Below are 26,165 nucleotides of genomic sequence, written 5' to 3'. Positions count from 1 at the left end.
GCTCGGCGCCCTCCACCCACACCAACAAGCGGCGGCTGAACAACCCGCGGGTCGGATAGGGCAAACAAAAGGCCCCGCCGGATCGACCGGCGGGGCCTTCGTCAGTTCAGGCTCGGAGACCTCAGCCGCGCGGAACGCGGGGACCGAGGTTGTTGATCACCTCGCGGGCGTCGAAGGCGTTCGGATCGCCGGCCGGCTTGGCGCCGCGACCGAAGACGATCTCGGCGGTGGCCTCGAACCGGTCGATCTCGCGGACGTCGAAGTCCGGACCGAACGGATCGCGGTAACCCCACGGGCTCCACAGGCCGCGGCGGTAGTAGCGCCACGACGGACCCCAGAAGGGGCTGTACCGGTCATAATAGAAGGGATCCGGCGTGCCCGTCAGGCGCACGTCGCGGTCGGTGGCGCGGTTGACGGTGGCGAACCAGTCGTGGCCGCTTTCCAGCGTCAGTTCGGCCGCGCGCAACAGCAGGGACATCTCGACCTGCTCGCGCGAGGTCACCGAATTGCCGGCGAAGCTGACGCGGTAGCGGTCAGCGTCGACGCGCTGCTCGGAATAACCGTAGCGGCTTTGCGGGCCGGCCGGACCATAGGGCGTGGCCGTGGCGCAGGCGGACAAGGCGAGCGCCGCCGCCGTCGCCAACAGCACGGGCTTCAGGAAACGGATGTTCATGGGATGCTCCTTGACGCGTCACTACGCGCCCTGACGGCTGAACGGGACATGAACGGCGCCGGTTCCCGCACCCGGCAAGCCGTTATAAACGTGAAAGAATAAGCACGGCGGCGGCGAGCAGCAAGGCGCCCGTCAGGAAGGCGAACCCCTTGCGGAAGCGGGGTTCGGACATGCGCCGGGCCAGCGCAGCCCCACCTAGACCGTAGGCGGACATGCTGAGCACGTCCATTCCGATGGTGGCCGCGGCGAACAGGGCCAGTTGCGGCGCGGCGGGCCGGTTCACGTCCAGGAAGGGTGGCAGGACGGCGGTGAAGAACAGCACCGCCTTGGGATTGGCGATCTGCACCATGAAGCCGTCGACGATGGCGCTGCGGCCCATCTTCACGGCCGGCGCGTCCGGCTGGGCGGCGGTGGAGAACGCGCCGCGCCAGGCGCGATAGCCCAGCCAGGCGACATAGAGGGCTCCGGCCACCGAGATGATGCGGAAGACCTGCGGGAAGGCGACCACCAGGGCGCCGAGGCCCAGCGCCGCGGCGCCGAACCAGACCAGGGTGGCGGCGTTCATGCCGACGACGCCCAGAAGCGCGCCGGCCTTGCCCCTCTGCACGCCGTTGGCGACCGAGAAGATATTGGCTGGGCCCGGGGTGATCGCCATCACGGCCATCACGCCCAGGAAGGTCGCATACAGGTGCGGATCGACGGGCAGGCTGGCCATGGCCCGATGTCGGGCCGCGACCGGTTGCGGTCAAGCCGCGAGGATCAGCGGGCGTCGTTTTTGGCGGGCGGCGCGGGCGGCGCGGCCGGGACCGCTTCGACGGGGGTATCGAGATGGACGCTGATCTCGCCGGCGCTCGCTTCGTCGATGGCGTCCAGCGCCTCGCCGACGGCGTACTCGGCCATCAGGCCGTAGGTGGCCATGTGTTCGGGATCATTCGAGGCCCAGGCGCCGTTGCTCGCCACGCCGCTCGCGACCCGCAGGGCGCCGGATTCCTCGACGGCGTTCATGGCTTCGGCGACGATGCCCTCGACGTCGATCTCGGCCAGGGCCGCGCCGGCGATGGCGCCGACGTGTTCCGAGATGGTGGCGGTGAAGGCGGAGACGTCCGGCTCATACTCGGCCCAGATCTGGGCGATGCGGATCTTCTTCTGCGCATCGGTCAGGCTGTCGTCATCGGAAACGGCCTCGGCGCGTTCGCCGTAGGCTTCCATGCGGGCCTCGAAGCGGTCGGCGGCGGCCTCGATGGCCGCCTCGGCGGCGTCCGACGAGGATCCGTTCGCGGTCTGCGGATCGGCCGCGAGCGCCGCCGACAACGGCAGGACGGCGAGGGCGGCGGCGAGGGAGAGGGCCTTGATCATCGAACGGCTCCGGGGAAGGGCAGGACCCGAAGGTCCGCCCAACCCCGTTCGAGCTCAAGTGAAATCGCCGTAACGCGTGCTTACTGAGCTGCGGCCGGGGCCGCCGGCGCCGCGGTCAGCGCCTGGGCGATGCCCGCGCGCATCTGCTCGGGAATGCTGCGGATCGCGGCCGGAGCGGCGTTGGCGGCGTTCACGATTTCGTCGCGCCGGGCCGCGTTCTCGGGCTTGTCGGCCATGGCGCGCAGGAAGGTCTCCAGGTCGGCGGCGAAGGCGTTAATTTCGGGCGCGTGACGGTCGATGATGGCGTTGGTCTCCGTCGCCTTGGTCGCGTTGTCCTTGGTGGTGTCCGACATCACCGCTTCCAGTTCTTCGCCGATCCCCTCCATGGAGGCCTGGAAGGCCTGGCCCTTGGCCTCCATGGCCGCTTCCTCGGGCGAGGGGGCGGGCGCGGCGGCGGCGGGTGGGGCCGGCGGCGCGGTCTGGGCCAGCACGGGGGTGGTGATGAGGGCGGTCGAGACGGCCAGGATCAGGCGCAGGGACATGGGTCTTCCATCGAAACTAAAGGGGCCGCAGCGGCCCGTTCGAGCCACCGTGGCGCATTTCCGTGTCGCTGACGAGACGGCTTTCGCGGCCCAGCTTCAGCCGCTCCGGTTTGATGCTGGACCATTTTTTGGATTCAGGTCGATCCGACCTGAAGCAAAAATGGTCTAGGGTCGGCCATGCGCCGTTCGGCCCTGATCCTGTCCGCCCTGTTCGCCGTGGTCGCGGCCCCGCCCGTGGCCGGCCAGTCCGCCACGCGCGTCTATGCGGTTCAGGGCGACTGCGCAGGCCGGCCGGCGACCCTCGTCGGCATGGCGCAGGGCTACTGTCTCGGTCTCGTCTGGCAGCGCGCCGCCGAGGGACCGCGCATGCCCCGGACACTGTTCGAGCTCGACGACGGTGACTGGCTGGTCGCGGACCTCGGAACCTGGGACGCCGGGCGTGGCGCGCTGTGGCGGCTGTCGACGGCTTCGGGCCAAGCGCGATGGACGCGCCTTCTGGCGGGGCTGTCCATGCCGCACACGATCGCGCGCGGTCCGGACGGACGTCTCTACGTCGCTGAGATGAGCCGGATATTCGCATTCGATCCCGCCCGTCCCGATCGTACGACCGCCGTGGTCGAGGGCCTGCCCGACAACCGGCTGCACGAGAACCGCCACCCCCTGTCGAGTTTCATCTTCGACGCCGACGGCGCGCTTCTGGTCAATGTCGGCGCGCCGTCCGATCGGTGCCTGGACGCCCGGGGCGCGCCGCGGCGGAACGCCGGCGGCCTGTGCGCCGAAGACGACGACCAGGCCATGGTGCGGCGCTACGCCTACCTCGGCGACGGCCGCTGGAGCGCGGACTGGACGCCCTGGGCGACCGGGCTGAGAAACTCCGTTGCGATGGCGAGGCACGCCTCGGGCGCGATCTACCAGGCCGAGAACTCCGTCGACCTGCCGACGCCGGACCGGCCGTTCGACGAGATCAACCGGCTGAGGCGGGGGGGCGACCACGGCTGGCCCTATTGCACCGACATGGCGACGGCGATGCCGGGCTGGACCGCGCGGCAGGCGCGCTGCGGGTCGCGAACCGCGCCCGTCTCGCTGCTGCCGCCCCACGCCGCGCCCTTGGCGATGCTCTACTACGACGGGGAGATGTTCCCCGAGCTGCGGGGCCGGATGCTGATGAGCTGGCACGGATACCGGCGGGCGGCGGGGCGGATCGTGGCGATCGAGACCGACGCGGAGGGCGCGCCCCTGACAGACGCGCGCGCCCGCTACGCCATCTATCCGCGCGGCTCACTGCCCTATCCGGCCGATGCGCCGGCGCCTCGGGCCCGGGTGCTGACGCCGGCCTGGAACGCGCAGGCCGGCCGTCATCCCATGGGGGCGCCGGTCGGTCTGGCGGTGGCGCGCGACGGCTCGATCTGGATCGCGGACGACCGCAACGCGGCCATCCTCCGGATCGCTCGACCCTAGCCCTGGCGCTTGTCGCGCTTGCCCAGCACGCGCAGGCGCAGGGCGTTCAGCTTGATGAAGCCCTCGGCGTCGTGGTGGTCATAGGCCTGGACGCCTTCCTCGAAGGTCACCAGGTCCTGGTCGTACAGGCTCAGGGGGCTTTCGCGGCCGATGATCGAGACATTGCCCTTGTAGAGCTTAACCCGGACCGTGCCCGTGACCTTGGCCTGCGAGTGGTCGATCGCGGCCTGAAGCATCTCGCGCTCGGGCGAGAACCAGAAGCCGTTGTAGATCAGGTGGGCGTATTTGACCGCCAGCTCGTCCTTCAGGTGCATCGCGCCGCGATCCAGGGTGATGGACTCGATGCCGCGGTGGGCGGCCAGCAGGATGGTCCCGCCGGGGGTCTCGTAGACACCGCGCGACTTCATGCCGACGAAGCGGTTTTCGACCAGGTCGAGGCGGCCGACGCCGTTGTCGTGACCCAGTTCGTTCAGCTTGGTCAGGATCGTGGCCGGGGACATGGCCACGCCGTCGATGGAGACGGCGTCGCCCTTCTCGAAGCCGAGGGTGAAGATCGTCGCCTTATCGGGCGCGTCTTCCGGGGCGATGGTGCGCTGGTGGACGAACTCGGGCGCCTCGACGGCCGGGTCTTCCAGGACCTTACCCTCGGACGAGGAGTGCAGCAGGTTGGCGTCGACCGAGAACGGGGCTTCGCCGCGCTTGTCCTTGGAGATCGGGATCTGGTGTTTCTCGGCGAAGTCGAGCAGGGCCTCGCGGCTGCGGAACTCCCACTCGCGCCAGGGGGCGATGACGTGGATGTCCGGATCCAGGGCGTAGTAGCCCAGTTCGAAGCGGACCTGGTCGTTGCCCTTGCCGGTGGCGCCGTGACAGACGGCGTCGGCGCCGACCATCTTGGCGATCTCGATCTGGCGCTTGGCGATCAGCGGGCGCGCGATCGAGGTGCCCAGCAGGTACTGGCCCTCATAGACGGTGTTGGCGCGGAACATCGGGAAGACGAAGTCGCGCACGAACTCCTCGCGCAGGTCGTCGATGAAGATGTTCTCAGGCTTGATGCCCAGCTTCAGCGCCTTCTCGCGCGCCGGGCCCAGTTCCTCGCCCTGGCCCAGGTCCGCCGTGAAGGTGATGACCTCGGCGTTATACTCGGTCTGCAGCCACTTCAGGATGATCGAGGTGTCCAGGCCGCCCGAATAGGCCAGCACGACTTTCTTGGGAGCGGAGGACGACGACATGGGGCAGAATCCTTCGGCGAACGCGGGGAGGCGTTCCTCTTTGCGCGCGCTTAAAGGACCAGACGCCGCGCGATGCAAGGGCGGGATTGGGGCGGCGGCCCTGCTTTCACGTTGAGGCGGCTCCGGCGCGGTTTTCAAAGGCCACGCCTGAATAAGGTTTTCGCGAAATTTCCTGTGGATTTCCGGCCTGCCCCGGCGTGCGGGCAAGCCATACCGATAGGGATCAAGGGTTTGAATTAAGGCCGGTTTGCGGCCCTACCGGCGTTCGTTCGGTAAGATTCGGTCAAGGTCCTGGAAGGGCGGTCTTAAGCTTTCGCGCTGCAAGGTCCGGCAGTGATCCCGAACCGCGCCCCGTCTCCGGTCGAAAAGCTGGCTCTCGCCGTCGTGCACCAGCCTGAACGCGCCATGCCCGCGCCCGCCGGCGCGCGCGAGGAGGCCCTGCGGTTCCTGCTCCAGACCGCCGCCGACGCCGGCGTCACCGTGGTGGCGTCCAAGCCGGACGGCGATGGCGAGCGCCTGCTGGGTCAGGCCTGGCCCTTCCCGTCGCCCTTCAAGGTCACCGTGCGCACCGTCTCCATCGAGGAGGGCGTTGATCGGGTCGAGGCCCGCGCCCGCCGCTCTCTGGAGCGCATGGGCCTGCCGCGCGGCGACACCCTGCTGGCGTCGAACGCCACCGATCTGGTCGGGGCCGAGGGCCGCGCCCTGTGGGACCGCATGCAGTCGCTCAAGGATCGGGGCCTGTTCCGCCGCATCGGCTTCTGCGCCACCGTCGAGGACGGCCCGGCGCTACTGGCCCGACGCTTCCAGCCGGACGTGGTCCAGCTGCCGTGCAGCCTGCTGGATCAGCGGGTCCACCGCTCAGGCGCCCTGGACGAGATCGCCGAACTGGGCGCCGACATCCACCTGTCGTCGGTGTTCGCCGGCGGACTGCTGTTCATGAGCGGCGACGCCCTGCCGGCCGATATGGCGCATCACGCGCCGCAGCTGTCGCGCATCCGCCGCCGTCTCGCCGAGGCCCGCGTCGATCCGATGCAGGCGACGCTGGCCTATACCCTGGGTCTGCCGCAGATCGCCGCCGTGGTGGCCAGCGCCGCCTCGGCCGCCGAACTGCGCGCCGTGGTGGCCGCCGCCCATGCGCCGGCGCCGGCGCTGGACTGGCAGAGCCTTCAGCTCGAGCACCCGGCCGCCATAGCGGCCGGGCCTCGCGCGCGGATCAGTAGCGCAGCCTGATCCCGACGTAGCCGGAGCGACCCGGCTCGCCGTATCCCAGCACCTGTTGGTAGTGCTTGTCGGCCAGGTTCTCGACCCGGGCCGTCAGGGTGACGTTGTCGGTCAGAACGTAGGCCGCGTTCAGGTTCGCCGTGACGAAACCTTCGCGCGTCGCGGCCGTGGCCGAGTTGGTGTCAGGCTCGTCGCCTTCGGCACGCACGGTCAGGGCGCCCGACAGGCGATCGCCGGTCCAGCCCAGGGTCGCCGAGCCCGCATGTTCCGGCACCCGCGCCAACGCACGGCCGTTGCTCTCGTCCTTTGCATCGGTCCAGGCGTAGGCCAGGCTCAGGTCGAAGCCGCCGCCCAGCAGGGCCCGGCCTTCCAGCTCGATCCCGTCCGTCTCCGTTTCGGCCAGGTTGATGTAGTAGCTGTCGAAGGTGACCGGATCGAAGAAGTAGGTGATCTGGTCCTCCACCGAGAGGTGGTAGGCGGTCGCCCGGCCTTCGATGCGGCCGTCAGCCGATCGCCAGCCGATGGCGGCCTCAAAGCCTTCCGCCTTTTCCGGACGCAGGGTCGGGAAGGGGATCGACGAGAAGCAGAAGTCGCAAACCGCCTGGCTGACCGACGGAGCCTTGAAGCCCGTGCCGTAGGCGCCCGACAGGGTGAAGCCGTAACCGAAGTCCCACGCCGCCGAGACGCGCCCGGTGGTCCTGGAGCCGAAGTCGTCAGTGTCGTCGAAGCGCAGGCCGCCGGTGACGCTGAGGGCGTCGGTCACCTGATAGCGGCCCGTGCCGAAGACCGAGGTGGTTCCCAGATCGACCTTGGCGCCCGTCGAGATGCTGCCTTCGCTCTCTTCGCGCTCGGCGCCGAAGGCGTAGGTGGCGGCGCCAGTCTCGCCGTTGGCCTGCCAGCGGTAGGCCTGGCGGTCGGCTTCAAAGACCGAACCGAAGGCGCTGAAGGTCTCGCGCTCGATGTTCGAGGCCGAGACGCTGAACTGATGGTCCAGGCCGAAGGCTTCGACGCCGGCGCGGGTGAAGCCCGACCATTGCTCGGATTCCGAACGGTCGGCGTTGTCCGAAACCGGGAAGCCGTTATCGAGGTCGGCCTCGCTGCGCGACCAGCGGGCCGAGCCCTCCAGCTTCACCGTCGGGGAGACGGCGTAGCGGCCGCGAACGCCCACGGTGGTGTTTTCGAAGCCGTCGGCCTCAGGATTGCCGTTGGCCTCATCGGCGACGGAGACGCCGTCGGTGGTGAAGCGCGAGACATAGCCGCCCAGCGCCCAGGTCTCATTGGCCGCGCCGCCGGCGAGGCGGCCGCGCACAGTGCCGAAGCTGCCGGCCTCGGCCTCGGCGCGAACACCGTCGATTTCCTTGGTGGTGAAGGCGATCACGCCGCCGATGGCGTCGGAACCCCACAGCGAGGACTGCGGGCCGGACAGGACCTCGATGCGCTCGATGTCGCCCAGGTCGAAGCCCGAGAAATCATAGGCGCCGTTGGGCTCGGCCGCGTCGTTGACCGGCGCGCCGTCCACGAGGACCAGGGTCTTGCCGGGGGTGGCGCCCCGCATGCGGACCTGGGCGACGCCGCCGAAGGCGCCCGAGCGGGTCACCGACAGGCCGGGAACGTCGGACAGGATGTCGGCGGCGAAGACGGCGCCCCGCTGTTCGATGGTCCGGCTGTCGATCACGCGGGCGCCGGGCGTGTCGGCGACGATGGAGGGAATGCGGGTGGCGGTGACCACGATCTCGGGCAGGGAATCGTCCTGCGCCTCCTGGGCGAAGGCGGGACCGGCGAAGACCGCGGCCATGGCCGCGGTGGAAAGCAGAATGGAGCGCTTCATGAGCGAAAACCCCGTACGGGCCCCGCGAATGCGCGCGAGAGGCCTCATGTGAGCGAACCGATCCGCCGAACCCGAAGGTCCGGACGGCGCAAGATCGGGTCGCTGCGACGGAAGTCCCCGCGCCTCTGCCTGGTCCCGGACAGCGGCGAGCGACGGTGGCGGCCAGGTCTCCTGGCTTGCGGGTCGACAATCGAAGCCCTCGCCTTCCCGGCCCGAAGGCCAGTGGCGCCGGAGCGAGCTCCGGGCGGACAGCGATCTCGCCGCCTACAGTTGCGGGCACAGCCACGGTTTCGCACCGTGTTCCCTTAACCGCCGACGCGGCTTGTCGCAGTGCAGCGACGCTTGTGCAAGGTCAGGCGGCGTCGTCGTTGCGCAGATGATCAAGGTAGACGCGCCAACCTTGGACGGCCGCCTGTCGCTCGGCCGGCGTGCTTCCGTTGTAGATGGAGCCGAAGTCCTCATTCGTGAGTTGGTTCAGAACAGCGGCCAGAGCCTCAGTCATGACATCGGGTCCGTAATGACGAATGCCTTCGAAGGCGTTGGGCGCATCGTTCACGAAGGAGATTTGCGGCTCCGGCAGGCGGCGTCTGTCATCCATCTGCTCGATGATGGCGGGCACGGCTGCCGGGCCGAGTGCGATCAAGCGATCGAAGAGGTGTTGTTGCCGGCTCGGTCCGCTCCGCCTTTCGTCACCTGATGCGGGCGGCAGGGCGATGATGGCCTCGATGATGGCCTGCACCTCGGCGTAATGGGGAACCGATGTGTCGCGCCGCCAACGAGCGAGCACGCCGGCCTGCCTTAAAACCTCCGTTTCGACCGCTGCCACGGATTCCGCATCGGCAGGACGGAAGGCGGTGGGTGTATAGCCGGCGAAATAGAGGCGGCCTTCACTGCGCAGGGCGAACACAAGAGATCGAGAGCCGTCGGCGGCCCGCAACTGCTCCAGGGACGGCATGTACGTTCGAGGGGCCGAGTACCACTGTAGTTCAGGGCGTGCGCTTGTTTCCCCCTTCAGCGCCGCGACATCTCTCAGCGGCAGGGAAACATAGGCTCCGGGCGGCGGGACGGCAGGCGTGTCCACCGACGCCAGGACAATCACGTCAGACTGGGCGACAAGTTTCCAGAGAGGTGGTTCCTCCGCCATCGCCGGCAAGGCCGAGGCCGCCAGAATGAACATCGAAGCAAGGCCGCGCAGGATCATGGCCGAACAATGCATTCAGTTGTGAGCGGAGGTAAAGGACGCCCTATTCCGCTTGAGCCGTTCCCGGCATTCCTTCACCTTGCGCCGCTCTCATGAACGCTCCCCTCGCTCACCCGCCGCACGCCGACGCCGTCCCGTCCCTGGAGGGCGCGACGCCGTTCATGGCCCAGTATCTGACGGCCAAGGCCGGACAGCCGGACGCCATCCTGTTCTTCCGCATGGGCGACTTCTACGAGCTGTTCTTCAAGGACGCCGAGATCGCCGCCGCGGCGCTGGGCATCACCCTGACCAAGCGGGGCAAGCACAACGGCGACGACATCCCCATGGCCGGGGTGCCGGTGCATGCGCTGGACGGCTATCTGGCTCGGCTGATCCGGCAGGGCTTCAAGGCGGCCATCTGCGAACAGCTGGAAGATCCGGCCGAGGCCAAGAAGCGCGGCGGCAAGGCGGTGGTGCACCGCGGCGTCGTGCGGGTGGTCACACCGGGCACCCTGACCGAGGACAGCCTGCTGGACGCGCGCGGCGCCAACCGGCTGGCCGCCGTGGCGGTGCGCAAGGGCCGGGCGGCCGTGGCCGTGGTCGAGCTGTCGGCCGGGGCGGTGGATGTGGTGGCCTGTTCGCTGGAGGATCTGGGCGCGACCCTGTCGTCCTTCCGGCCGTCCGAAGTGCTGGTCCCGGATCGCCTGTTCTCGGACGAGGCGACCAAGGACGCGCTGAACGGGTCCGGCGGCGTGGTCCAGGCCCTGCCGCAGGCGCTGGCCGAGCCGGTCGGCGCCAAGGCCAGGGTCGAGCGCCTGTACGGCGTGGCCTCGCTGGACGGTTTCGGCGCCTTCGAGGAGGCGGAGGTCTCGGCCCTGGGCCTGATCGCCGCCTATTTGGAGACGACCCAGGCCGGCAAGATCCCGGCCCTGACCCCGCCGCGCCGCACCGGCGACACCGGCTTCCTCGCCATCGATCCGGCGACGCGCCTGAGTCTGGAGATCGACCGGACCCAGCGCGGCGAGCGCGACGGTTCACTGCTGGCCTCGATCGACCGCACCGTGACCTCGGGCGGCGCCCGGGCTCTGGCCGAGCGGGTGGTGCGTCCGCTGCGCGATCCCGTCGCCATCAACCATGGACTCGATGCGGTCGAATGGCTGCTGGAGCGCCGCGATCTGCGCCGCGATCTGCGCGACGGGCTGAAGGCCTCTTCGGACGTGGCCCGCGCGGTGTCGCGGCTGGTGCTGGGCCGGGGCGGGCCGCGCGATCTGGCCGGCATCCGCAACGGCCTGTCGATCGCCGAGGGCATCGCCGGCCTGTTCCCGCCGGTGGCCGATCCGCTGACCGGGCCGCCGCCGCGCATCGCATCCTGCGTCGACCGTCTGACCCTGACGCCCGACCTGGGCCGCCTGCTGGTCGATCTGGCCGAGGGGCTGGTCGCCGAGCCGCCGCATCTGGCGCGCGACGGCGGCTTCGTGAACCCCGACTTCCGCCCCGAGCTGGACGAGGCGCGCCGCCTGCGCGACGACAGCCGCCGGGTCGTGGCCGATCTGGAGGCCCGCGCGGTCGCGGAGTCCGGCGTGGCCTTCAAGATCAAGCACAACGCCGTTCTGGGCTATTTCCTGGAGACCAGCGCCAAGGCCGCCGAGCCCCTGCTGCGCCCCACCGGCGAAAGCCCCTTCATCCATCGCCAGACCCTGGCCAACCAGGTCCGCTTCACCACCGTCGAACTGTCCGAGCTGGACGCCAAGATCAGCCAGGCCGGCCACCGGTCGCTGGCCATCGAGGGCGAGACCTTCGAGATCTGGCGGCGCACGGTCCAGTCCCTGGCCCAGCCGCTCCAGGCCGTGGCCGAAGCGCTCGCCGAGCTCGACGCCCACGCCGCCCTGGCGGAATGGGCGCAGGAGGTCGGGGCGGTGAGGCCGCACGTCGATGATACCCTCTGCTTCGAGGTCGCCGCCGGGCGTCACCCGGTGGTCGAGGCGGCGGTCAAGGCGGCGGGTGATCCCTATACGCCAAACGACTGCCGGCTTGACGGTTCGGGCGCGGCCGGCGCCCGACTGTCGATCGTCACCGGGCCGAACATGGCCGGTAAATCGACCTTCCTGCGCCAGAACGCCCTCCTGGTGGTGCTGGCCCAGGCCGGGGCGTTCGTGCCCGCGAAATCGATGCGGCTGGGCGTGGTCGACCGGTTGTTCAGCCGGGTCGGAGCGGGCGACGATCTGGCGCGCGGCCGGTCCACCTTCATGATGGAGATGGTCGAGACCGCCGCCATCCTGACCCAGGCCACCGAGCGCAGCTTCGTGGTGCTGGACGAGATCGGCCGCGGCACCGCCACCTACGACGGCCTGGCCATCGCCTGGGCCACGACCGAGGCGCTGCACGACCGCAACCGCGCCCGCACTCTGTTCGCCACCCACTATCACGAGCTGGCGGTGCTGGAGACGCGGCTGGCCCACGTCTGCAACCTGTCCATGCGGGCCAAGGAGTGGAACGGCGAGCTGGTCTTCCTGCACGAGGCGGCGCCGGGGGCGGCCGACCGCTCCTACGGCGTGCAGGTGGCCAGGCTGGCCGGCGTGCCGGGACCGGTCGTCGCCCGCGCCCGCGAGGTGCTGGACCGGCTGGAAGGCGAGAAGACCGCCGGCGCCAATCTCACCGACCTGCCCCTGTTCGCCATGGCCGAGCCGGCCGCGCCCGAACCGGCCCGGCCTTCGATGGTCGAGGACGCGCTGAAGGGCATCGAGCCCGACGAGCTGAGCCCGCGCGAGGCGCTGGAGGCCCTGTATCGCCTCAAGGGTTTGGCCAAAGGGCCGGCAGGCCGGTGAACCAGACCCTCGACGCGCGGCTGGCGGAGACGGCCGGGGCGTCCGATGTGCGTCGGGCCGTGGCGGCGATCCTGCGCGAGAGCTGGGACGCGGGCCGGGCGAAGGCGGCCCGGCGGCTGGAGGCGGGGGGCGAGGGCGTCGAGGTGGCGCGGCTCTACGCCGCCGCCGCCGACGACATGCTGACCGCCCTGTGGCGCTTCACCACCGATGTCCTCTATCCGGCCCCCAATCCCACCGAGGCTGAGCGGCTGAGCCTGATCGCCGTGGGCGGCTACGGACGCGGCGTGATGGCGCCCTTCTCGGACCTGGACCTGCTGTTCCTGCGCCCGTGGAAGTCGATCCCGCGCACCGAACAGGTGATCGAATTCATGCTCTACGTCCTGTGGGACCTGGGCGTGAAGGTCGGGCAGGCGGCGCGGTCGGTCGATGAATCGCTGGCGCTGGCCCGAACCGACATGATGGTCCGCACCACCCTGCTGGAGGCCCGCCCCCTGGCCGGGGACGAGAAGCTGGCGGACGACTTCATCGCCCGCTTCCAGGCCTTCGTGGCCAAGGCCGATCCCCGCCCCTTCATCGCCGCCAAGCTGGAGGAGCGGAACGTCCGCCACCAGAAGACCGGCGCGGTGCGCTATCGCGTCGAGCCCAACGTCAAGGACGGCAAGGGCGGCCTGCGCGATCTCAACACCCTGTTCTGGATCGCCCGGTCGCTGGCGCCGGACAGCCCGCTGGGCGCGCGGGTCATGGATGATCTGCTGACCTCGCGGGAACGCCGGACGTTCGAGGAGTCCTTCGACTTCCTGTGGCGCACCCGGGCGCATCTGCACCTGCTGGCGGGTCGGGCCGAGGAGAAGCTGACCTTCGACCTGCAGCCCGAGGTGGCCCGCCGCATGGGCTGGCAAGGACGGGGCGACGAGCCGGCGGTGGAGCGGTTCATGCGCCGCTACTTCATCGTGGCGCGGGACGTGGGCGCCCTGACCCGGGCCATGTCGGCCAAGCTGGAGGCGCGCCACCAGAAGCCGACGATGAGCCTGTCGCGGCTGATCCCGGGCCGGAAACGCAATCTGGGCGTCGAGGGCTTCGTCGAGGTCTCGGGCCGCCTGTCGGTGACGGGGCCCGAGGTCTTCGCTGAGGACCCGACCAAGCTGCTGACCCTGTTCCGCACTGCCGACGAGCATGACCTGGACCTGCACCCCGACGCCTTTTCGGCGGTGACGCGGTCGCTGTCGCTGGTCACGCCGTCGCTGCGCCGCGACGCCGAGGCGACCCGCGCCTTCCTCGACATCCTGACGGGGCAGCGGCCCTATCGCGTGCTGACGCTGATGAACGAGACAGGCCTGCTGGGCCGTTTCCTGCCCGAATGGGGGCGGATCGTCGGCCAGACCCAGTTCAACATGTACCACGCCTATACGGTCGACGAGCACACGCTGCAGGCCATCGGCATCATCAACGACATCTGGCGCGGCAAGCTGAGCGCCGAACATCCGACGGCCACCGAGATCGTCCACCGTATCGACGACTTCGAGGCCCTGATGCTGGCCATGCTGCTGCATGACGTCGGCAAGGGCGGGGACCGGGGGCAGCTGGAGGACGGCGCCATCGCCGCGCGGCGCGCCTGCGACCGGCTGGGCATCGACCCGCGCCGGACCGAGTTCGTGGTCTGGCTGGTGCGCCATCACCTGGCCCTCAGCGACTACGCCCAGAAGCGCGACGTGTCCGATCCCGCGACGGTGCGAGCCTTCGCCGGGCTGGTCGGCGATCCCGAACGGCTGCGGACCCTGCTGGTGCTGACCGTGGCCGACATTCGCGCCGTGGGGCCGGGGGTGTGGAACGGCTGGAAAGGCCAGCTGATGCGCGACCTGTATCAGCGCACCGAGGGCGTGTTCCGGGGCGAGGACGTGACCCGCGCCGACCCGCTGGCCGACTTCCCCGATCTGGTCGCCCGCGCCGGAGCCTCGGGCGCGGCGGCGAGCATCGTCGCCGAGCGCAAGAACGACGAGGGCAGCGAGCCCCTGGCCGCAGCGCGCGTCGCCGTGGCGGCCAAGGACCGGCCGGGCCTGTTCGCCGATCTGGCGGCGGCGCTGGCGGCGGGCGGGGCGGACGTGGTCGGGGCCCGGGTGGCCACCGCCGAGGACGGCACGGCGCTGGATGTGTTCGAACTGCAGGACGGATCGGGCGCCCCCTATGGCCAGGCCGAGCCGCGCCGGCTGACCCGGCTGGTGGCGGCGCTGGAAAGCGCGGCTCGGGGCGACCGGTCCGCCCCTCCGCCCGAGCCGCAGCCCAATCCACGCCGCGCCGCCTTCGACGTGCGGCCGGTGGTGCTGATCGATCTGGACGAAAGCCCCGACGCGGCGGTGATCGAATTGTCGGGCGCCGACCGTCCCGGCCTGCTGGCCGAACTGTCGCGCATGCTGACCGACCACGGCCTGTCGATCCGCTCGGCCCATATCGCCGGCTTCGGCGAGCGGGCGGTAGACAGCTTCTACGTCACCGACGCGAAGGGCGGACGTCCCAGGCCGGGCGCCAAGCTGGAGCAGCTGCGGGCCGAGCTCGAGGCCGTGCTGGACCGCCGCGACGCCAACGGCCGCTCGGTTTCCGCGCCGGTCCGCGCCAGCCTGCGCGACGTCTCCGAATTCGACCGGAAACGGCCCGTATCGCCCCGTCCTGAAGCAGGCTAATCCAGCAGCTCCCGCCGCCCTTGAGTTCCCGATGAGCCTCGCCCGCAACACCCTGGTGCAAGCGACCCTGACCCTGGGCAGCCGCCTTCTGGGCTTCGCCCGCGATCTGGTCCTGTCGGCCCGCTTCGGCCAGGGGCCGATGATGGACGCCTTCACCACGGCGTTGATGCTGCCCAACATGTTCCGGCGCCTGTTCGCCGAGGGCGCCTTCGCCCAGGCCTTCGTGCCGATCTACGGCGGCGTGCGCGAGCGCGAGGGCGAGGAGGCGGCCGCCGTCACGGCGTCCGAGGCGCTCAGCTTCATGTTCGCCGTCGTCGCAGGCTTCTGCATCCTGCTGCAGGTGCTGATGCCGTGGATCATGCCGGTGCTGCTGTCGGCCTGGAAGGACGATTCCGGGGTCATGTGGGCCGCCGTCACCGCCGCCCAGCTGACCATGCCCTATCTGGCCTGCATGACCATCGCCTCGCTGCTGTCGGGCGTGCTCAACACCAGCGGCCGGTTCGCCCTGTCCGCCGGGGTGCCGGTGTTCCTGAACCTGTGCACCCTCGTGCCGCTTCTGGCGCCCAGCCTGATCCCGATGAGCCAGCCGAACATCCTGCTGGCGGTCAGCGCGGCGGTCACGGTCTCGGGCGTGCTCCAGGCGGGTTTGCTGTGGTGGGGCGTGCGTCGGCTCGGCGTGCGGCTGAAGCTGTCGTGGCCGCGCCTGACCGCCGGGGTGAAGAAGACCCTGGCCCTGGCCATTCCCGGCGTTCTCGCGGGCGGCGCCCTGCAGATCAATTCGGTCGTCAGCCAGTTCCTGACCGGCTCGAACGAGGGCGCCCGGTCAGTGCTCTACAACGCGGACCGTCTGTACCAGCTGCCGCTGGGCCTGGTCGGCGTGGCCATCGGCCTGGCGCTGGTGCCCCGGCTGACCCGGGCCTTCGTCACCGGAGACCACGAGGGCGGCCGCCGCACCCTGGATGACGGCATCACCCTGTCGATGGCCTTCACCCTGCCGGCCGCCGTGGCCCTGTTCGTCATCCCCTTCTTCATCATCGACGCCACCGTGACGCGCGGCGCCTTCACCAGCGCCGACGCGGCCCGCACCGCCGATGTGCTGCGCCAGTTCGCCTGGGGCGTGCCGGCCTTCGTGCTGGCCAAGGTCCTGACCCCGCCCTTCTTCGCCCGCCAGGACACGCGTCGGCCGATGATCTTCGCCGTCACCTCGGTGGGGATCACCGTGGTGGTCGGCACGGGTCTGTTCTTCCTGCTTCAGTCCATGGGCGCCGACGGCGTGCTGGGGCTGGCGATCGCCACCAGCCTGTCGGCCTGGGTCAACGTCGCCCTGCTGGGCGGGACCCTGATCCGGGAGAAGGCGTGGCGCGCGACGACTCCCTTCCTGTCGCGCCTGTCGCGGGTGCTGCTGGCCAGCGCCGTCATGGCGGCGGGCCTGCTGGCGGCGGGGATCGGCTATGAGATCCTGAGCCGCGTCTTCCTCGCCAAGGAGGTCGCCGTGGTGGTCGTCTGCGCCCTCGGCGCGGTGGTCTACGGGGTCTGCCTGATCGCCTTCCGGGCCGTCAGCCTGTCCGAACTGAAGGCGGTGCTGCGCCGCGAGCCGGGAGCCTCCATCTCGTCCGGTCTGGACTGACCGCCAGCGAGACGATAAGCGCGATGAAATGACGATTTCAGGACAGACCTTCACCGTCCGCCGATGGCGCGGCTGATCTTCTCCGGCGCCTTCCCGCGCGCGCTGCCGCGCGCCTGATCCAGATTTCCTCCCGAGTACCGACCATGACCGATTCCACCCCGGCCCAGACCGTTCCGGCCTATGACGGCCCGCGCCGCATCCTGTCCGGCATCCAGGCCTCCGGCGCCCTGCACCTGGGCAACTACCTCGGCGCCCTGAAGCGCTTCACACAATTGCAGGACACGGGCGCGCCCTGCTTCCTGTTCGTGGCCGATCTGCACGCCATCACCGTGTGGCAGGACCCGGCCCTGCTGACCGCCCAGACGCGCGAGATCGCCGCCGCCTATCTGGCCTCGGGCCTCGATCCGTCGAAGTCCGTGATCTTCCCGCAGTCGGCCGTGCGCGCCCATTCCGAACTGGCCTGGATCTTCAACTGCGTCGCCCGCCTCGGCTGGCTGGACCGCATGACCCAGTTCAAGGAGAAGTCGGGCAAGCACAAGGAGCGCTCGAGCGTCGGCCTGTACACCTATCCGGTGCTGCAGGCGGCCGACATCCTGCTCTACAAGGCCACCGAGGTGCCGACCGGCGAAGACCAGAAGCAGCACCTGGAACTGACCCGCGACATCGCCGCCAAGTTCAACAACGACTTCGGCGTCCCGGGCTATTTCCCCCTGCCCGAGCCTCTGACCCAGGGTCCGGCGCCGCGGGTGATGAGCCTGCGCGACGGGGCGGCCAAGATGTCCAAGTCCGATCCGTCGGACGCCTCGCGCATCAACCTCACCGATGACGCCGACACCATCGTGGCCAAGATCCGCCGCGCCAAGACCGACCCCGACGCCCTGCCGGAAGCGGTCGAGGGGCTGGAGGGCCGCGCCGAGGCCAAGAACCTGGTGACCATCTACGCCGCCCTGGCCGACGAGACCCGGGAGCAGGTTCTGCGCGAATGGGGCGGCAAGGGCTTCGGCGCCTTCAAGCCGGCCCTGGCCGAGCTGGCCGTGGCCTCCATGGCCCCCGTCACCGCCGAGATGCGCCGCCTGATGGCCGATACGGCCGAGATCGACCGGGTCCTCAAGGACGGCGCCGAACGCGCTTCGGCTATCGCCGATCCGGTGGTGGACGAGGTCAAGAAGATCGTGGGCTTCTGGCGCGCGTGACGGCGATTTCCGGACCCCGCGTCCCGTGGGGTCTGGCGAACGTCGCCGGGGAGACTAGGTAGGGGCATGTCCTCGAACCATCCGCTCGACCGCGCCGTCTGGAACGCCCTGTCCACCCGCCAGGCGCCGCTCTCGATCCGTGAGGGCGGGGTGATGCGGTTCGATCCGGCCTACGCCCTGTTCGCCGCCGCCGGGCCGGACGCGAGGGCCGACGACTGGGTCGCCCTGGCCCGTGAAACCGGCCGGGTCGCCCTGTTCGAGGCCGATCCGGTCGTGCCGCCAGGCCTCGTGGAGGTCGACCGGATCGACTGCCTGCAGATGACGGCGACAGCCATGAGCGCCGGCGGTCGGGAGGTCGCGTTCGAGGCCCTGACCGACGCGGACGGGCCCGAGATGCTGGCCCTGGCCGCCCTGACCCAGCCGGGGCCGTTCTTCTCGAAGACCCATCTGCTCGGTCCCTTCATCGGCATTCGGCATGAGGGGGCGCTGGTGGCCATGGCCGGCGAGCGGCTGAGCCTGGACGGCTTCAGCGAGGTCAGCGGGGTCTGCACCCATCCCGACCATCGCGGCCACGGCTACGCCGGGGCGCTGATGCGGGCGGTGGGCCAACGTATCCTGGATCGGGGCGACACGGTCTTCCTGCACGCCCGCATCGGGCATACGGACACCATCGCCTTCTACGAGACCCTGGGTTTCACGCCCCGGATCAAACCCAGCTATGTGGTGATGGACGTCGCCTAGGCGACGCGGTCCAGCCGGGCGACGAAGAAGCCGTCCAGACCGCCCTTTTCCGCCCACATGGACGGCAGGATGCGCAGCCAGCCCTCGGGCGTCAGCGCCTCGTCCGGCGCGCCCACCTCGGCGGGGACGGCGGGGACGGTCCGGAAGGCCGGGTTGCGGCGCAGGAAGGCGATGATCTGGGTCTCGCCCTCTTCGCGCTCCAGCGAGCAGACGCAATAGACCATGCGGCCGCCCGGCTTCACCCGCTCGGCGGCGGCGTCCAGCAGGCGGTGCTGCACGTCGGCCAGCTTGGCGACCTCGGCGGGCTTGGTGGCGCGCAGGACCTCGGGATTGCGGCGGAAGGTGCCGGTGGCCGTGCAGGGCGCGTCCAGCAGGACGGCGTCGAAGGCGCGGGCGTCCTCCCAGTCCTCGGCCGGGGTGACCACGATCTCGGCCTCCAGCTTGGTGCGCTCCAGATTGGCGCGCAGGCGCTTCAGGCGTGTCTCCGACCGGTCCAGCGCTACGACCGAGGCGCCCGAGGCGGCCAGCTGCAGGGTCTTGCCGCCCGGCGCGGCGCACAGGTCAATGATGGATTCCCCGGCCTGGGGGGCCAGCAGGCGGACGGGGACGGCGGCGGCGGCGTCCTGCACCCACCAGCTCCCGTCCTCGAAGCCCGGCCAGCTCGCCACGTCGCCGCGGCGGCCGGTGCGGACGGTTCCGCCCGGCAGGGCTTCGCCTTCAACGAGGGCGGCCACCTCGGCGGGATCGGCGTCCGGCTTGACGCTGAGATCCGTCGCCGGCTCCTCGCGCGCGGCCAGCGCCAGGGCGTTCAGACCGGCCTCGCCCCAGGTCGCCTTCCAGCGGGCGGCCAGCCATTCGGGCAGATTGCTCTCGGCCGTGGTCAGGCCGGGGCCGTCGCGGCCCACGCCGCGCAGCACGGCGTTGACCAGGTTCTTGTAGGGCCGGGTCTTGGGATCGCGCTCGGCCAGCTTCACCGCCGTCGAGACCGCGGCGAAGGCCGGGGTCTCCAGCACCAGGGTCTGGGCCAGGGCGACGCGCAGGATGGTCCGGATCGCCAGCGGCGGCGCTTTCTGCAGGCGACGGTCGAGGATCTGGTCGATCTCGCCCAGGCGGCGCAGGGCGGCCATGGCCACGGCGCGGGCGAAGGCGCGGTCGGGGCCTTCCAGCGAGGCGACCTCACGGAAGTTCAGGGCGGAGTCGAGACCGCCCCGGCCTTCCAGCGCCGCGTTCAGCAGCACGCCGGCGGCCAGGCGGGCCTCGACGCCGATGTCGGCCGCTTCGTCTCGCGGGGCTTCCACTCGCGGCCGACGCGGACCGCGCGCCTTGTCGGCCATGCGGCGCCCGCGGGAGGCCGAGTTCCGGCCGGTGTCACGTCCGGTCATACGGAAACCTGTGTGCCCAGCTCGACCACGCGGCCGGGCGGGATGTGGAAGAAGTCGGTCGGGTTGGCGGCGTTGCGCATCAGGAAGATGAACAGCCGGTCCTGCCACATGGGCATGCCCTCGGTGGCCGAGGCGATGACCGAGCGGCGGCCCAGGAAGAAGCTGGTCGACATGATGTCGAACTTCAGACCCTGTTTGCGGCAGACGCCCAGCGCCTTGGGCACATTGGGCTGCTCCATGAAGCCGTAGGAGATGACCAGCTTCTTGAAGTCGTCCGAGATCGGCTCGATCGACACCCGGTTGGCCGGATCGACGCGGGGCCGGTCCGTGGTCCGCACGGTCAGGATGACGTTCTTCTCGTGCAGCACCTTGTTGTGCTTGAGATTGTGCATCAGCGCGACCGGGGCGATGTCCGGATCGCTGGTCAGGAAGATGGCCGTGCCCGGGGCGCGGTGCGGCGGACGGGCGCGCAGCATCTCGATCAGGTCGAGCAGCGGCAGGCTGTCCTTGCGGGTCTTGGCCGACAGGATCTGGGTGCCGCGCACCCAGGTCCACATCAGCAGCACCAGCGCCGCGCCCAGCACCAGAGGCATCCAGGCCCCCTGCGGGATCTTCAGCAGGTTGGAGGTCAGGAAGACGCTGTCGATGAAGCCGAACGGGATCAGGCAGCCCAGCACGGCCCAGATCGGCCAGTTCCACTTCTTGGTGATGACGAACCACGCCATCAGGGTGTTGATCAGCATCACTCCGGTCACCGCCACGCCATAGGCGGCGGTCAGGTTGTGCGAGCTCTGGAACACGAACAGCAGCACCAGGACCCCGATCATCAGCAGGCTGTTGACCGCGGGCACGAAGATCTGGCCCGCTTGGCTTTCCGAGGTGTTCAGGATCTGGATGCGGGGCAGCAGGCCCAGCTGGACCGCCTGTTGGGTCACCGAGAAGGCGCCGGTGATGACGGCCTGCGAGGCGATCACCGTGGCCGCCGTGGCGAGCGCCAGCATCGGCCAGTAGATGACCTGCGGCACCATGCTCCAGAACGGGTTTTCGGCGGCGCCGGGGTGGGCGAGGATAAGCGCCCCCTGGCCGAGGTAGTTCAGCGTCAGGCAGGGCAGGACGAAATACAGCCAGCCGGCGCGGATCGGCGCCTTGCCGAAATGGCCCATGTCCGCATACAGCGCCTCGGCGCCGGTCACCGCCAGGAAGACGCTGCCCAGGATGACGAAGCCCAGGAAGCCGTCATTGAGCAGCAGCTGAACCCCGTAGTGTGGCGACAGGGCGCGCAGGATCGAGACGTCGTCGAAGATGTGGATCAGGCCCAGCACGCCCAGGCTCAGGAACCAGACGGCGGTGATCGGGCCGAAATACTTGGCCAGGCCGGCCGTGCCCCGGGCCTGCAGCAGGAACAGGGCGACCAGGATGCCGGCGGCGACCGGCACGATGAAGGGATCCAGGGCTCCGCCGATGCCGGGGGCCTCCTTGACCCCTTCGATGGCGGAAAGCACCGAGATGGCGGGGGTGATGATGCCGTCGCCGTAGAACAGGGCGGCGCCGCAAACGCCGAGCAGGAAGATCAGGGCGCTGCGTCGGCCGATGGCGTGCTGGGCCAGGGCCATCAGGGCCAGGGTGCCGCCCTCGCCCTTGTTGTCGGCGCGCATCAGGAAGAAGACGTATTTGAACGTCACCACCACCATCAGCGCCCAGAAGGCCAGGGAGACCACGCCGATCACGGCCAGGTCGCCGCCGACGCCGTCGCGGGCATGGGCGATCGCCTCGCGCAGGGCGTAGAGCGGGCTGGTGCCGATATCGCCGAAGACTACGCCGATGGCGCCGATAATCAGGCCGAACTTGCCCGCCTTGCCGACCGTGTGGCCAAGCCCGTGCGCCTCCGCCGGCGAGGGCGGGGTCTGGGAGGCGGCGGTATCGGTGTCGGACGGCTGGCTGGCGGGGTTCTCGCCATCTTCAGCTTGGGGAGGGGCCCCGGCCATGAAGTTCCTCCGGGGCTCCGCGAGACGCGGCCCCATCAAAAGAGCCGCGAGCCTTTAGGCCCTTTCATAGAGCGATTCAATCGTGCTGCATCTGCGAAGGTGGCGCCGGTTTGTGAAACGCCCTTCGAGCGCTTATCTTGACGTCTGAAACGAGGACCCATGTCCGACAGCCAACGCTTTCCCGTCGCCGCCCACTCTCTGGCCTATCTGGCCCACAAGGGCGCGTATTCCGCCGCCGACGCCGCGCCCAGCGCGGTTCTGGCCGCTTCGGTGCCGACCAATCCCGTCGTCGTACGCCGGGTGACCGCCCTGCTGGCCAAGGCCGGCCTGATCGCCACCCGCCCCGGCGCGTCCGGCGGCGCCTGGCTGTTGCGCCGTCCGGAGGACATCCGGCTGAACGAGGTGCTCGCCGCCGTGAACGGCTGCGCCCACATCGGCTCGCCGCCCGCGGGGGCCAAGGGCTGCCCGGTCAGCGAGCATATTCCGCGTCAGGTGGCCAAGGCCCTGACCGCCGCCGAACTGGCCGCGGCCGACGCCCTGTCCAAGGTCACCATCGCCGACCTGCTGGCCGAGAACCCGTCCTCGCTGGCGGCCTTCACGCCGCACAAGTCCTGCCCCGTCGCGGCCTGATCCGCGCGTGAACCCCGGCCGGCGCCGCACCGTCCTGATCACCGGAGCCTCCGCCGGTATCGGCGCGGCCCTGGCCCGTGTCTACGCCGCCGAGGGCTGGGACCTGGTCCTGACCGCGCGCCGCGAGGGTCCCCTCCAGGCACTCGCCGAGGACCTGCGGCGCGTCGGCTCGGCCGTCACGGTGATTCCTGAAGACCTCGCCGATCCCGAAGCGCCGCGCCGCCTGTTCGACGCCCTGGCCCTGCGCGGGATCGAGGTTGACGGGCTGGTCAACAACGCGGGCTTCAGCCGCACCGCCGGTTTCCTCAACACCGATCCGGCGGCCCATGCGGCGATGATCCGGGTCATGCTGACGGCGCCGATCGAGCTGGCCCGGCTGTTCGCGCCCGACATGGTCGCCCGCAGCCATGGCCGCATCCTCAATGTGGCCTCGCTGGCGGGCCAGATGCCCGCCACCGGCGGCGACACCCTGTACGGACCGATCAAGAGCTTCCTGATCAAGGCCTCGCAGGGCCTGCATCTGGAACTGCGTGATACCGGCGTGCACGTCACCGCCCTGTGCCCCGGCTACACCCTGACCGAGTTCCACGACGTCAACGGCACCCGCGACGAGGTCTCGACCGCCTATCCCGCCTGGATGTGGCAGACGGCCGAGCACGTCGCCCGCGTCGGCTATGACGCCGTCGAGGCCAACCGGCCCAAGGTGACTCCGGGTGTCATGAACAATGTGCTGGCCAGCCTGGCCAAGCACCTGCCCGACCGCATCGCCCTGAACATGGTCGGCGGCCACGCGAAGCGGTTGAAGCGGATCTGAAGCTTCGGGTCAGGTCCGCCTGCGGCTCGCGATCTCGTCGGAAAGCCGCTGCACGTCGGCGGGGTCCGCATCCCGGGCAAGGGCGACGTAGTGGTCCATGACGGCCGGCCGGTAGCGCACGGGCAGCGTCTGCCCAGGGGCGAGCCGGGTGAGTTCAGTGATCGTGAGCGCTTCGTCCGCGATACCGCGGAACGAGAGGCCATCGGCGGTATCCACGTCGAACATCAGGACGACGCGCGGATTGCTGTTGACCTCCCGCCAGTCGACGAGAACGCCGAGCGCGAGCACGCCCGTACGCAGCTCCGCATTGCGCTTGCGCGCCTCACTGCTCATCAGAGGGTTCGGGGCGACGCCAGGGAAGTCGGGGCCGACGCCGAGCGAGTCCCGGCTCAGGTCGGGCCTGAGCTGCTCCATCACATCGTTGAGCTTCTTGTTCCAACCGAACATCCTGACCTCCTGCCTTGAGCCGGCGCCGGACTCTCGGCCTGGGTTGCACGCTCAGGCGGCGCGGAATTCTCGCGTTTGCCGAGCCTCTGCGTCTTTCCGATGGTCCCAAGGGCCAGGTAGCGGGTCAAGGGCCGCCTTCGCCCAATCCCTACAGGAGGCTGTGTCTCCAGAGGCCGGGTCGCCTGTCCGGAGACGGCGAGCGCACCTGCGCGGTGCTCCGGTTAGACCCTCAGTCCCCGACGCAGAAAGGGCGGCCCCGAAGGACGGCCCTTTTCCAACTACGACTGGAGCGGGCGAAGAGATTCGAACTCTCGACCCCAACCTTGGCAAGGTTGTGCTCTACCACTGAGCTACGCCCGCACTCCGTGGAACGGCGAGGCCGTCCCGTGTCGAGGAGGGGGCGTATAGCGGACCCTCGCGGACCCTCGCAAGCCCCCTTTCGCGAATTTAGCGCGGAGCCAGACGAATCGCGCCGTCGAGGCGGATGCACTCGCCGTTGATGTAGACGTTGCGGGCCAGCTCCAGCACCAGGGAGGCGTAGTCGGCGGGCGTGCCGAGGCGGCTGGGGAAGGGGATGGCGGCGGCCAGGGCGTCCTGGATCTTCTGGTCCATGCCGGCCATCATCGGCGTCCACATGATGCCGGGCAGGATGGTGTTGCAGCGGATGCCTTCCTGCGCGAGGTCGCGGGCCACCGGCAGCGTCATGGCGTAGACGCCGCCCTTGGACGCCGAATAGGCCGCCTGACCGATCTGACCGTCCTGGGCCGCCACCGAGGCGGTGTTGACGATCAGGCCGCGCTCGCCGTCGGCCATGGGCTCCAGCGTCACCATGCCCGCCGCAGACTGGCTGAGGACGCGGAAGGTGCCGAACAGGTTGACCCGGACGGTGCGTTCGAAGCCGGCCATGTCATGGGCGCGGATCTCGCCGGTGTCCTTCTTGCGGCTGACGGTCTTCTGACCCGTGGCGATGCCGGCGCAGTTGACGGTCAGGCGTTCCTGGCCGTGGGCGGCTCGGGCCTTGGCGAAGGCGGCGGCGACGCTCTCGTCGTCCGTAACGTCGACCTTGCAGAAGACGCCGCCGATCTCGGCGGCGATGGCCTCGCCCTTCTCCTCGTTCAGGTCGAACAGGGCGACCCGGGCGCCCGTGGCGGCGATGGCGCGGGCCGTGCCCTCACCCAGGCCCGAGGCCCCGCCGGTGACCACTGCGGCGATGCTGCTGTCGAGTTTCATGGCCGGAGCCCCTATGTCTTGTGTGAACCGAGTACTGTCGCGGGGGATTTAGCCGCCATGACCGCCAAAGCCAAACCTGTGACGCCTGAAGATGCGCTGGACCCGTCCAAGGCGCTCGTGCCCTCGGTGCTGGAGGTCAACGAGGTCAGGGTCCAGAAGGGCTTCTGGCCGAAGCTGCGGCGCACGGCGGCCCGGATCCCGTTCGCGGCCCAGCTGGTCAGCGTCTACTACGCCGCCCGCGATCCCGAGACGCCGCTGGCCGCCAAGGGGATCATGATGGGAGCCCTCGCCTATTTCGTCCTGCCCATCGACGCCATTCCCGACATCTTCGCGGGCATCGGCTTCACCGACGACGCGGCGGTGATCGCGGCCCTGATCGCCACCCTCGGCGCCAACGTCAGGAGCCGCCACCGCGAACAGGCCGAGAAGGCGGTGGAGCGCCTCAAGGACTAGGGGCGCTGTGATCGGATCCAGCCGGTGACGGCCAGCCGGTCGCCGCCGGCGAAGGGCGTGACCAGGGAGACCGAGTGCGGCTGCGGCACCTTGAAGATGTTCAGGGCGTTGAAGGCCGGGGTGTAGGCCTCGGCGACATGGCCGTCCTGATCGATGAACTGGAGCAGGCCGCCCCAGTCGACGCTCCAGCCGGGGGTGAGGTTCATCACATAGGCGAACAGCCGGTGCTTCCCTTCGGCCGCATCGGTGTGCCGGTTCAGATAGTCGCCGGGCCGGTAGCGGGTGCACTGGGCGTCGCAATAGGCGGCGCGGCTGTCGCCGGTCAGCGCCCGAATCCAGTCCAGGAAGACCGGGCTGTTGAGGAAGTCATGGAAGGCCTCGGCCGGATGCCCGCTGCGCCGGCCGGCCTCGATCTCGTCCGACACCGGCCAGGTGTCGAAGGCGTACTGGAACCCGGCGCGGGCCTCGCTGAGGATGCCCGCTTCCAACTCCGTCCGGTTGTCCGCGGGCAGGGCGTCCCAGTCCGCCGTCGGCAGGGTGAACGCCTTGCGGCCCAGCATGAGCGACCGGGACCAGGCGGTGGACGACGTCAGCGCCGAATGCAGCCGCGCGGCGCCGGCGCCGTCCAGGAAGTCGGGCATGTGCAGGCGCCCGGCGCGCTGGAACACCGGCCCGA

General features: G+C 70.0%; 22 protein-coding genes, 1 tRNA gene and 1 riboswitch. Of the genes, 10 read left to right on the top strand and 13 right to left on the bottom strand.

All coding sequences use genetic code 11. From position 1 onward, the window contains the following. Positions 1-121: 121 nt before the first annotated feature. From Q0C81_RS01960 to Q0C81_RS01945, 4 genes are all read right to left on the bottom strand, one after another. Positions 122-673, bottom strand: coding sequence for a hypothetical protein (locus Q0C81_RS01960; RefSeq protein WP_291832773.1), 552 nt, complete (start codon positions 671-673; stop codon positions 122-124). Positions 674-755: 82 nt separating this feature from the next. Continuing rightward, complete coding sequence (locus Q0C81_RS01955; protein ID WP_291832771.1) at positions 756-1,388, bottom strand: LysE family translocator; 633 nt, start codon at positions 1,386-1,388, stop codon at positions 756-758. A 44-nt stretch (positions 1,389-1,432) separates the two neighbouring features. Next, positions 1,433-2,029, bottom strand: coding sequence for a hypothetical protein (locus Q0C81_RS01950; protein WP_291832769.1), 597 nt, complete (start codon positions 2,027-2,029; stop codon positions 1,433-1,435). Between the two features lie 80 nt (positions 2,030-2,109). Continuing rightward, positions 2,110-2,571, bottom strand: a complete 462-nt coding sequence (locus tag Q0C81_RS01945) for a translation initiation factor IF-2 (RefSeq protein ID WP_291832767.1) — start codon at positions 2,569-2,571, stop codon at positions 2,110-2,112. A gap of 177 nt (positions 2,572-2,748) precedes the next feature. On the opposite strand from Q0C81_RS01945, the gene Q0C81_RS01940 reads away from it, so the two are divergent. Beyond that, positions 2,749-4,029 (top strand): PQQ-dependent sugar dehydrogenase, encoded by a 1,281-nt coding sequence (locus Q0C81_RS01940; protein ID WP_291832765.1) that lies wholly within the window; start codon positions 2,749-2,751, stop codon positions 4,027-4,029. On the opposite strand, the gene Q0C81_RS01935 is transcribed toward Q0C81_RS01940, so the two are convergent. Next, the gene (locus Q0C81_RS01935) at positions 4,026-5,258 is read right to left on the bottom strand and encodes an argininosuccinate synthase (RefSeq protein WP_291832762.1); all 1,233 of its coding nucleotides are present in this window, start codon (positions 5,256-5,258) and stop codon (positions 4,026-4,028) included. The two genes, Q0C81_RS01940 and Q0C81_RS01935, sit on opposite strands and share 4 nt — an antisense overlap. Positions 5,259-5,591: 333 nt before the next feature. On the opposite strand from Q0C81_RS01935, the gene Q0C81_RS01930 reads away from it, so the two are divergent. Further along, positions 5,592-6,488, top strand: coding sequence for an aldo/keto reductase (locus tag Q0C81_RS01930; RefSeq protein ID WP_291832760.1), 897 nt, complete (start codon positions 5,592-5,594; stop codon positions 6,486-6,488). Here Q0C81_RS01930 and Q0C81_RS01925 read toward each other — a convergent pair. Together Q0C81_RS01925 and Q0C81_RS01920 are read right to left on the bottom strand one after the other, a co-directional pair. Then, positions 6,472-8,307, bottom strand: a complete 1,836-nt coding sequence (locus Q0C81_RS01925; RefSeq protein ID WP_291832758.1) for a TonB-dependent siderophore receptor — start codon at positions 8,305-8,307, stop codon at positions 6,472-6,474. The genes Q0C81_RS01930 and Q0C81_RS01925 overlap by 17 nt on opposite strands. Before the next feature lie 164 nt (positions 8,308-8,471). Next, positions 8,472-8,614: riboswitch (cobalamin riboswitch) on the bottom strand. 45 nt (positions 8,615-8,659) lie between these two features. After that, positions 8,660-9,508, bottom strand: coding sequence for a hypothetical protein (locus Q0C81_RS01920; RefSeq protein ID WP_291832756.1), 849 nt, complete (start codon positions 9,506-9,508; stop codon positions 8,660-8,662). 92 nt (positions 9,509-9,600) lie between these two features. Between Q0C81_RS01920 and mutS the strand changes: the two genes are divergently transcribed. The 5 genes from mutS (at position 9,601) to Q0C81_RS01895 (ending at position 18,548) form a co-directional block, all read left to right on the top strand. Continuing rightward, positions 9,601-12,312: a DNA mismatch repair protein MutS gene (gene mutS / locus Q0C81_RS01915; protein WP_291832754.1), complete on the top strand. Its 2,712-nt coding sequence runs from the start codon at positions 9,601-9,603 to the stop codon at positions 12,310-12,312. Then, the gene (gene glnD / locus Q0C81_RS01910; RefSeq protein ID WP_291832753.1) at positions 12,309-14,987 is read left to right on the top strand and encodes a [protein-PII] uridylyltransferase; all 2,679 of its coding nucleotides are present in this window, start codon (positions 12,309-12,311) and stop codon (positions 14,985-14,987) included. Before mutS ends, glnD begins: the two co-directional genes overlap by 4 nt. 31 nt (positions 14,988-15,018) lie before the next feature. Continuing rightward, on the top strand, positions 15,019-16,614 hold the full coding sequence (murJ, locus tag Q0C81_RS01905) for a murein biosynthesis integral membrane protein MurJ (RefSeq protein ID WP_291832751.1): 1,596 nt from the start codon (positions 15,019-15,021) through the stop codon (positions 16,612-16,614). A gap of 143 nt (positions 16,615-16,757) precedes the next feature. Further along, positions 16,758-17,807, top strand: coding sequence for a tryptophan--tRNA ligase (gene trpS, locus Q0C81_RS01900; protein ID WP_291832749.1), 1,050 nt, complete (start codon positions 16,758-16,760; stop codon positions 17,805-17,807). Positions 17,808-17,873: 66 nt separating this feature from the next. After that, the gene (locus Q0C81_RS01895; protein ID WP_291832747.1) at positions 17,874-18,548 is read left to right on the top strand and encodes a GNAT family N-acetyltransferase; all 675 of its coding nucleotides are present in this window, start codon (positions 17,874-17,876) and stop codon (positions 18,546-18,548) included. On the opposite strand, the gene Q0C81_RS01890 is transcribed toward Q0C81_RS01895, so the two are convergent. Next, the gene (locus Q0C81_RS01890; RefSeq protein ID WP_291832746.1) at positions 18,545-19,930 is read right to left on the bottom strand and encodes an RsmB/NOP family class I SAM-dependent RNA methyltransferase; all 1,386 of its coding nucleotides are present in this window, start codon (positions 19,928-19,930) and stop codon (positions 18,545-18,547) included. The two genes, Q0C81_RS01895 and Q0C81_RS01890, sit on opposite strands and share 4 nt — an antisense overlap. Then, positions 19,927-21,915 carry a potassium transporter Kup gene (locus Q0C81_RS01885; RefSeq protein WP_291832744.1) on the bottom strand — a complete coding sequence of 663 codons (1,989 nt, stop codon included), beginning with the start codon at positions 21,913-21,915 and terminating at the stop codon, positions 19,927-19,929. The genes Q0C81_RS01890 and Q0C81_RS01885 overlap by 4 nt, the downstream gene beginning before the upstream one ends. A gap of 159 nt (positions 21,916-22,074) precedes the next feature. Here Q0C81_RS01885 and Q0C81_RS01880 point away from each other — a divergent pair, with 159 nt between their 5' ends. Both Q0C81_RS01880 and Q0C81_RS01875 read left to right on the top strand, forming a co-directional pair. Then, complete coding sequence (locus Q0C81_RS01880) at positions 22,075-22,545, top strand: Rrf2 family transcriptional regulator (RefSeq protein ID WP_291832742.1); 471 nt, start codon at positions 22,075-22,077, stop codon at positions 22,543-22,545. Between the two features lie 7 nt (positions 22,546-22,552). Further along, positions 22,553-23,359: an SDR family oxidoreductase gene (locus tag Q0C81_RS01875; RefSeq protein ID WP_291832740.1), complete on the top strand. Its 807-nt coding sequence runs from the start codon at positions 22,553-22,555 to the stop codon at positions 23,357-23,359. Positions 23,360-23,368: 9 nt separating this feature from the next. On the opposite strand, the gene Q0C81_RS01870 is transcribed toward Q0C81_RS01875, so the two are convergent. The 3 genes from Q0C81_RS01870 to Q0C81_RS01860 form a co-directional block, all read right to left on the bottom strand. Then, positions 23,369-23,806, bottom strand: a complete 438-nt coding sequence (locus Q0C81_RS01870; protein ID WP_291832739.1) for a hypothetical protein — start codon at positions 23,804-23,806, stop codon at positions 23,369-23,371. A gap of 285 nt (positions 23,807-24,091) precedes the next feature. Continuing rightward, positions 24,092-24,166 (bottom strand) — tRNA-Gly (locus Q0C81_RS01865). An 87-nt stretch (positions 24,167-24,253) separates the two neighbouring features. Further along, on the bottom strand, positions 24,254-25,036 hold the full coding sequence (locus tag Q0C81_RS01860) for an SDR family oxidoreductase (protein ID WP_291832737.1): 783 nt from the start codon (positions 25,034-25,036) through the stop codon (positions 24,254-24,256). A gap of 57 nt (positions 25,037-25,093) precedes the next feature. Between Q0C81_RS01860 and Q0C81_RS01855 the strand changes: the two genes are divergently transcribed. Beyond that, on the top strand, positions 25,094-25,489 hold the full coding sequence (locus Q0C81_RS01855; protein WP_291832735.1) for a YkvA family protein: 396 nt from the start codon (positions 25,094-25,096) through the stop codon (positions 25,487-25,489). Here Q0C81_RS01855 and Q0C81_RS01850 read toward each other — a convergent pair. Further along, on the bottom strand, positions 25,486-26,165 hold a 680-nt coding region (locus tag Q0C81_RS01850), incomplete at its 5' end, for a 2OG-Fe(II) oxygenase family protein (RefSeq protein WP_291832734.1). The genes Q0C81_RS01855 and Q0C81_RS01850 overlap by 4 nt on opposite strands.

This window comes from Brevundimonas sp., assembly GCF_023259385.1.
Classification (GTDB): Bacteria; Pseudomonadota; Alphaproteobacteria; order Caulobacterales; family Caulobacteraceae; genus Brevundimonas.
Note: the sequence above shows the minus strand (reverse complement) of the source record. Positions and strands in the feature narration are given on the sequence as shown.

Coding starts and splice junctions, on each gene's coding strand:
- Q0C81_RS01960 (WP_291832773.1), bottom strand. CDS start 673: ATGAACATCCGTTTCCTGAAGCCCGTGCTGTTGGCGACGGCGGCGGCG.
- Q0C81_RS01955 (WP_291832771.1), bottom strand. CDS start 1,388: ATGGCCAGCCTGCCCGTCGATCCGCACCTGTATGCGACCTTCCTGGGC.
- Q0C81_RS01950 (WP_291832769.1), bottom strand. CDS start 2,029: ATGATCAAGGCCCTCTCCCTCGCCGCCGCCCTCGCCGTCCTGCCGTTG.
- Q0C81_RS01945 (WP_291832767.1), bottom strand. CDS start 2,571: ATGTCCCTGCGCCTGATCCTGGCCGTCTCGACCGCCCTCATCACCACC.
- Q0C81_RS01940 (WP_291832765.1), top strand. CDS start 2,749: ATGCGCCGTTCGGCCCTGATCCTGTCCGCCCTGTTCGCCGTGGTCGCG.
- Q0C81_RS01935 (WP_291832762.1), bottom strand. CDS start 5,258: ATGTCGTCGTCCTCCGCTCCCAAGAAAGTCGTGCTGGCCTATTCGGGC.
- Q0C81_RS01925 (WP_291832758.1), bottom strand. CDS start 8,307: ATGAAGCGCTCCATTCTGCTTTCCACCGCGGCCATGGCCGCGGTCTTC.
- Q0C81_RS01920 (WP_291832756.1), bottom strand. CDS start 9,508: ATGATCCTGCGCGGCCTTGCTTCGATGTTCATTCTGGCGGCCTCGGCC.
- mutS (WP_291832754.1), top strand. CDS start 9,601: ATGAACGCTCCCCTCGCTCACCCGCCGCACGCCGACGCCGTCCCGTCC.
- murJ (WP_291832751.1), top strand. CDS start 15,019: ATGAGCCTCGCCCGCAACACCCTGGTGCAAGCGACCCTGACCCTGGGC.
- trpS (WP_291832749.1), top strand. CDS start 16,758: ATGACCGATTCCACCCCGGCCCAGACCGTTCCGGCCTATGACGGCCCG.
- Q0C81_RS01895 (WP_291832747.1), top strand. CDS start 17,874: ATGTCCTCGAACCATCCGCTCGACCGCGCCGTCTGGAACGCCCTGTCC.
- Q0C81_RS01890 (WP_291832746.1), bottom strand. CDS start 19,930: ATGACCGGACGTGACACCGGCCGGAACTCGGCCTCCCGCGGGCGCCGC.
- Q0C81_RS01885 (WP_291832744.1), bottom strand. CDS start 21,915: ATGGCCGGGGCCCCTCCCCAAGCTGAAGATGGCGAGAACCCCGCCAGC.
- Q0C81_RS01880 (WP_291832742.1), top strand. CDS start 22,075: ATGTCCGACAGCCAACGCTTTCCCGTCGCCGCCCACTCTCTGGCCTAT.
- Q0C81_RS01870 (WP_291832739.1), bottom strand. CDS start 23,806: ATGTTCGGTTGGAACAAGAAGCTCAACGATGTGATGGAGCAGCTCAGG.
- Q0C81_RS01860 (WP_291832737.1), bottom strand. CDS start 25,036: ATGAAACTCGACAGCAGCATCGCCGCAGTGGTCACCGGCGGGGCCTCG.
- Q0C81_RS01855 (WP_291832735.1), top strand. CDS start 25,094: ATGACCGCCAAAGCCAAACCTGTGACGCCTGAAGATGCGCTGGACCCG.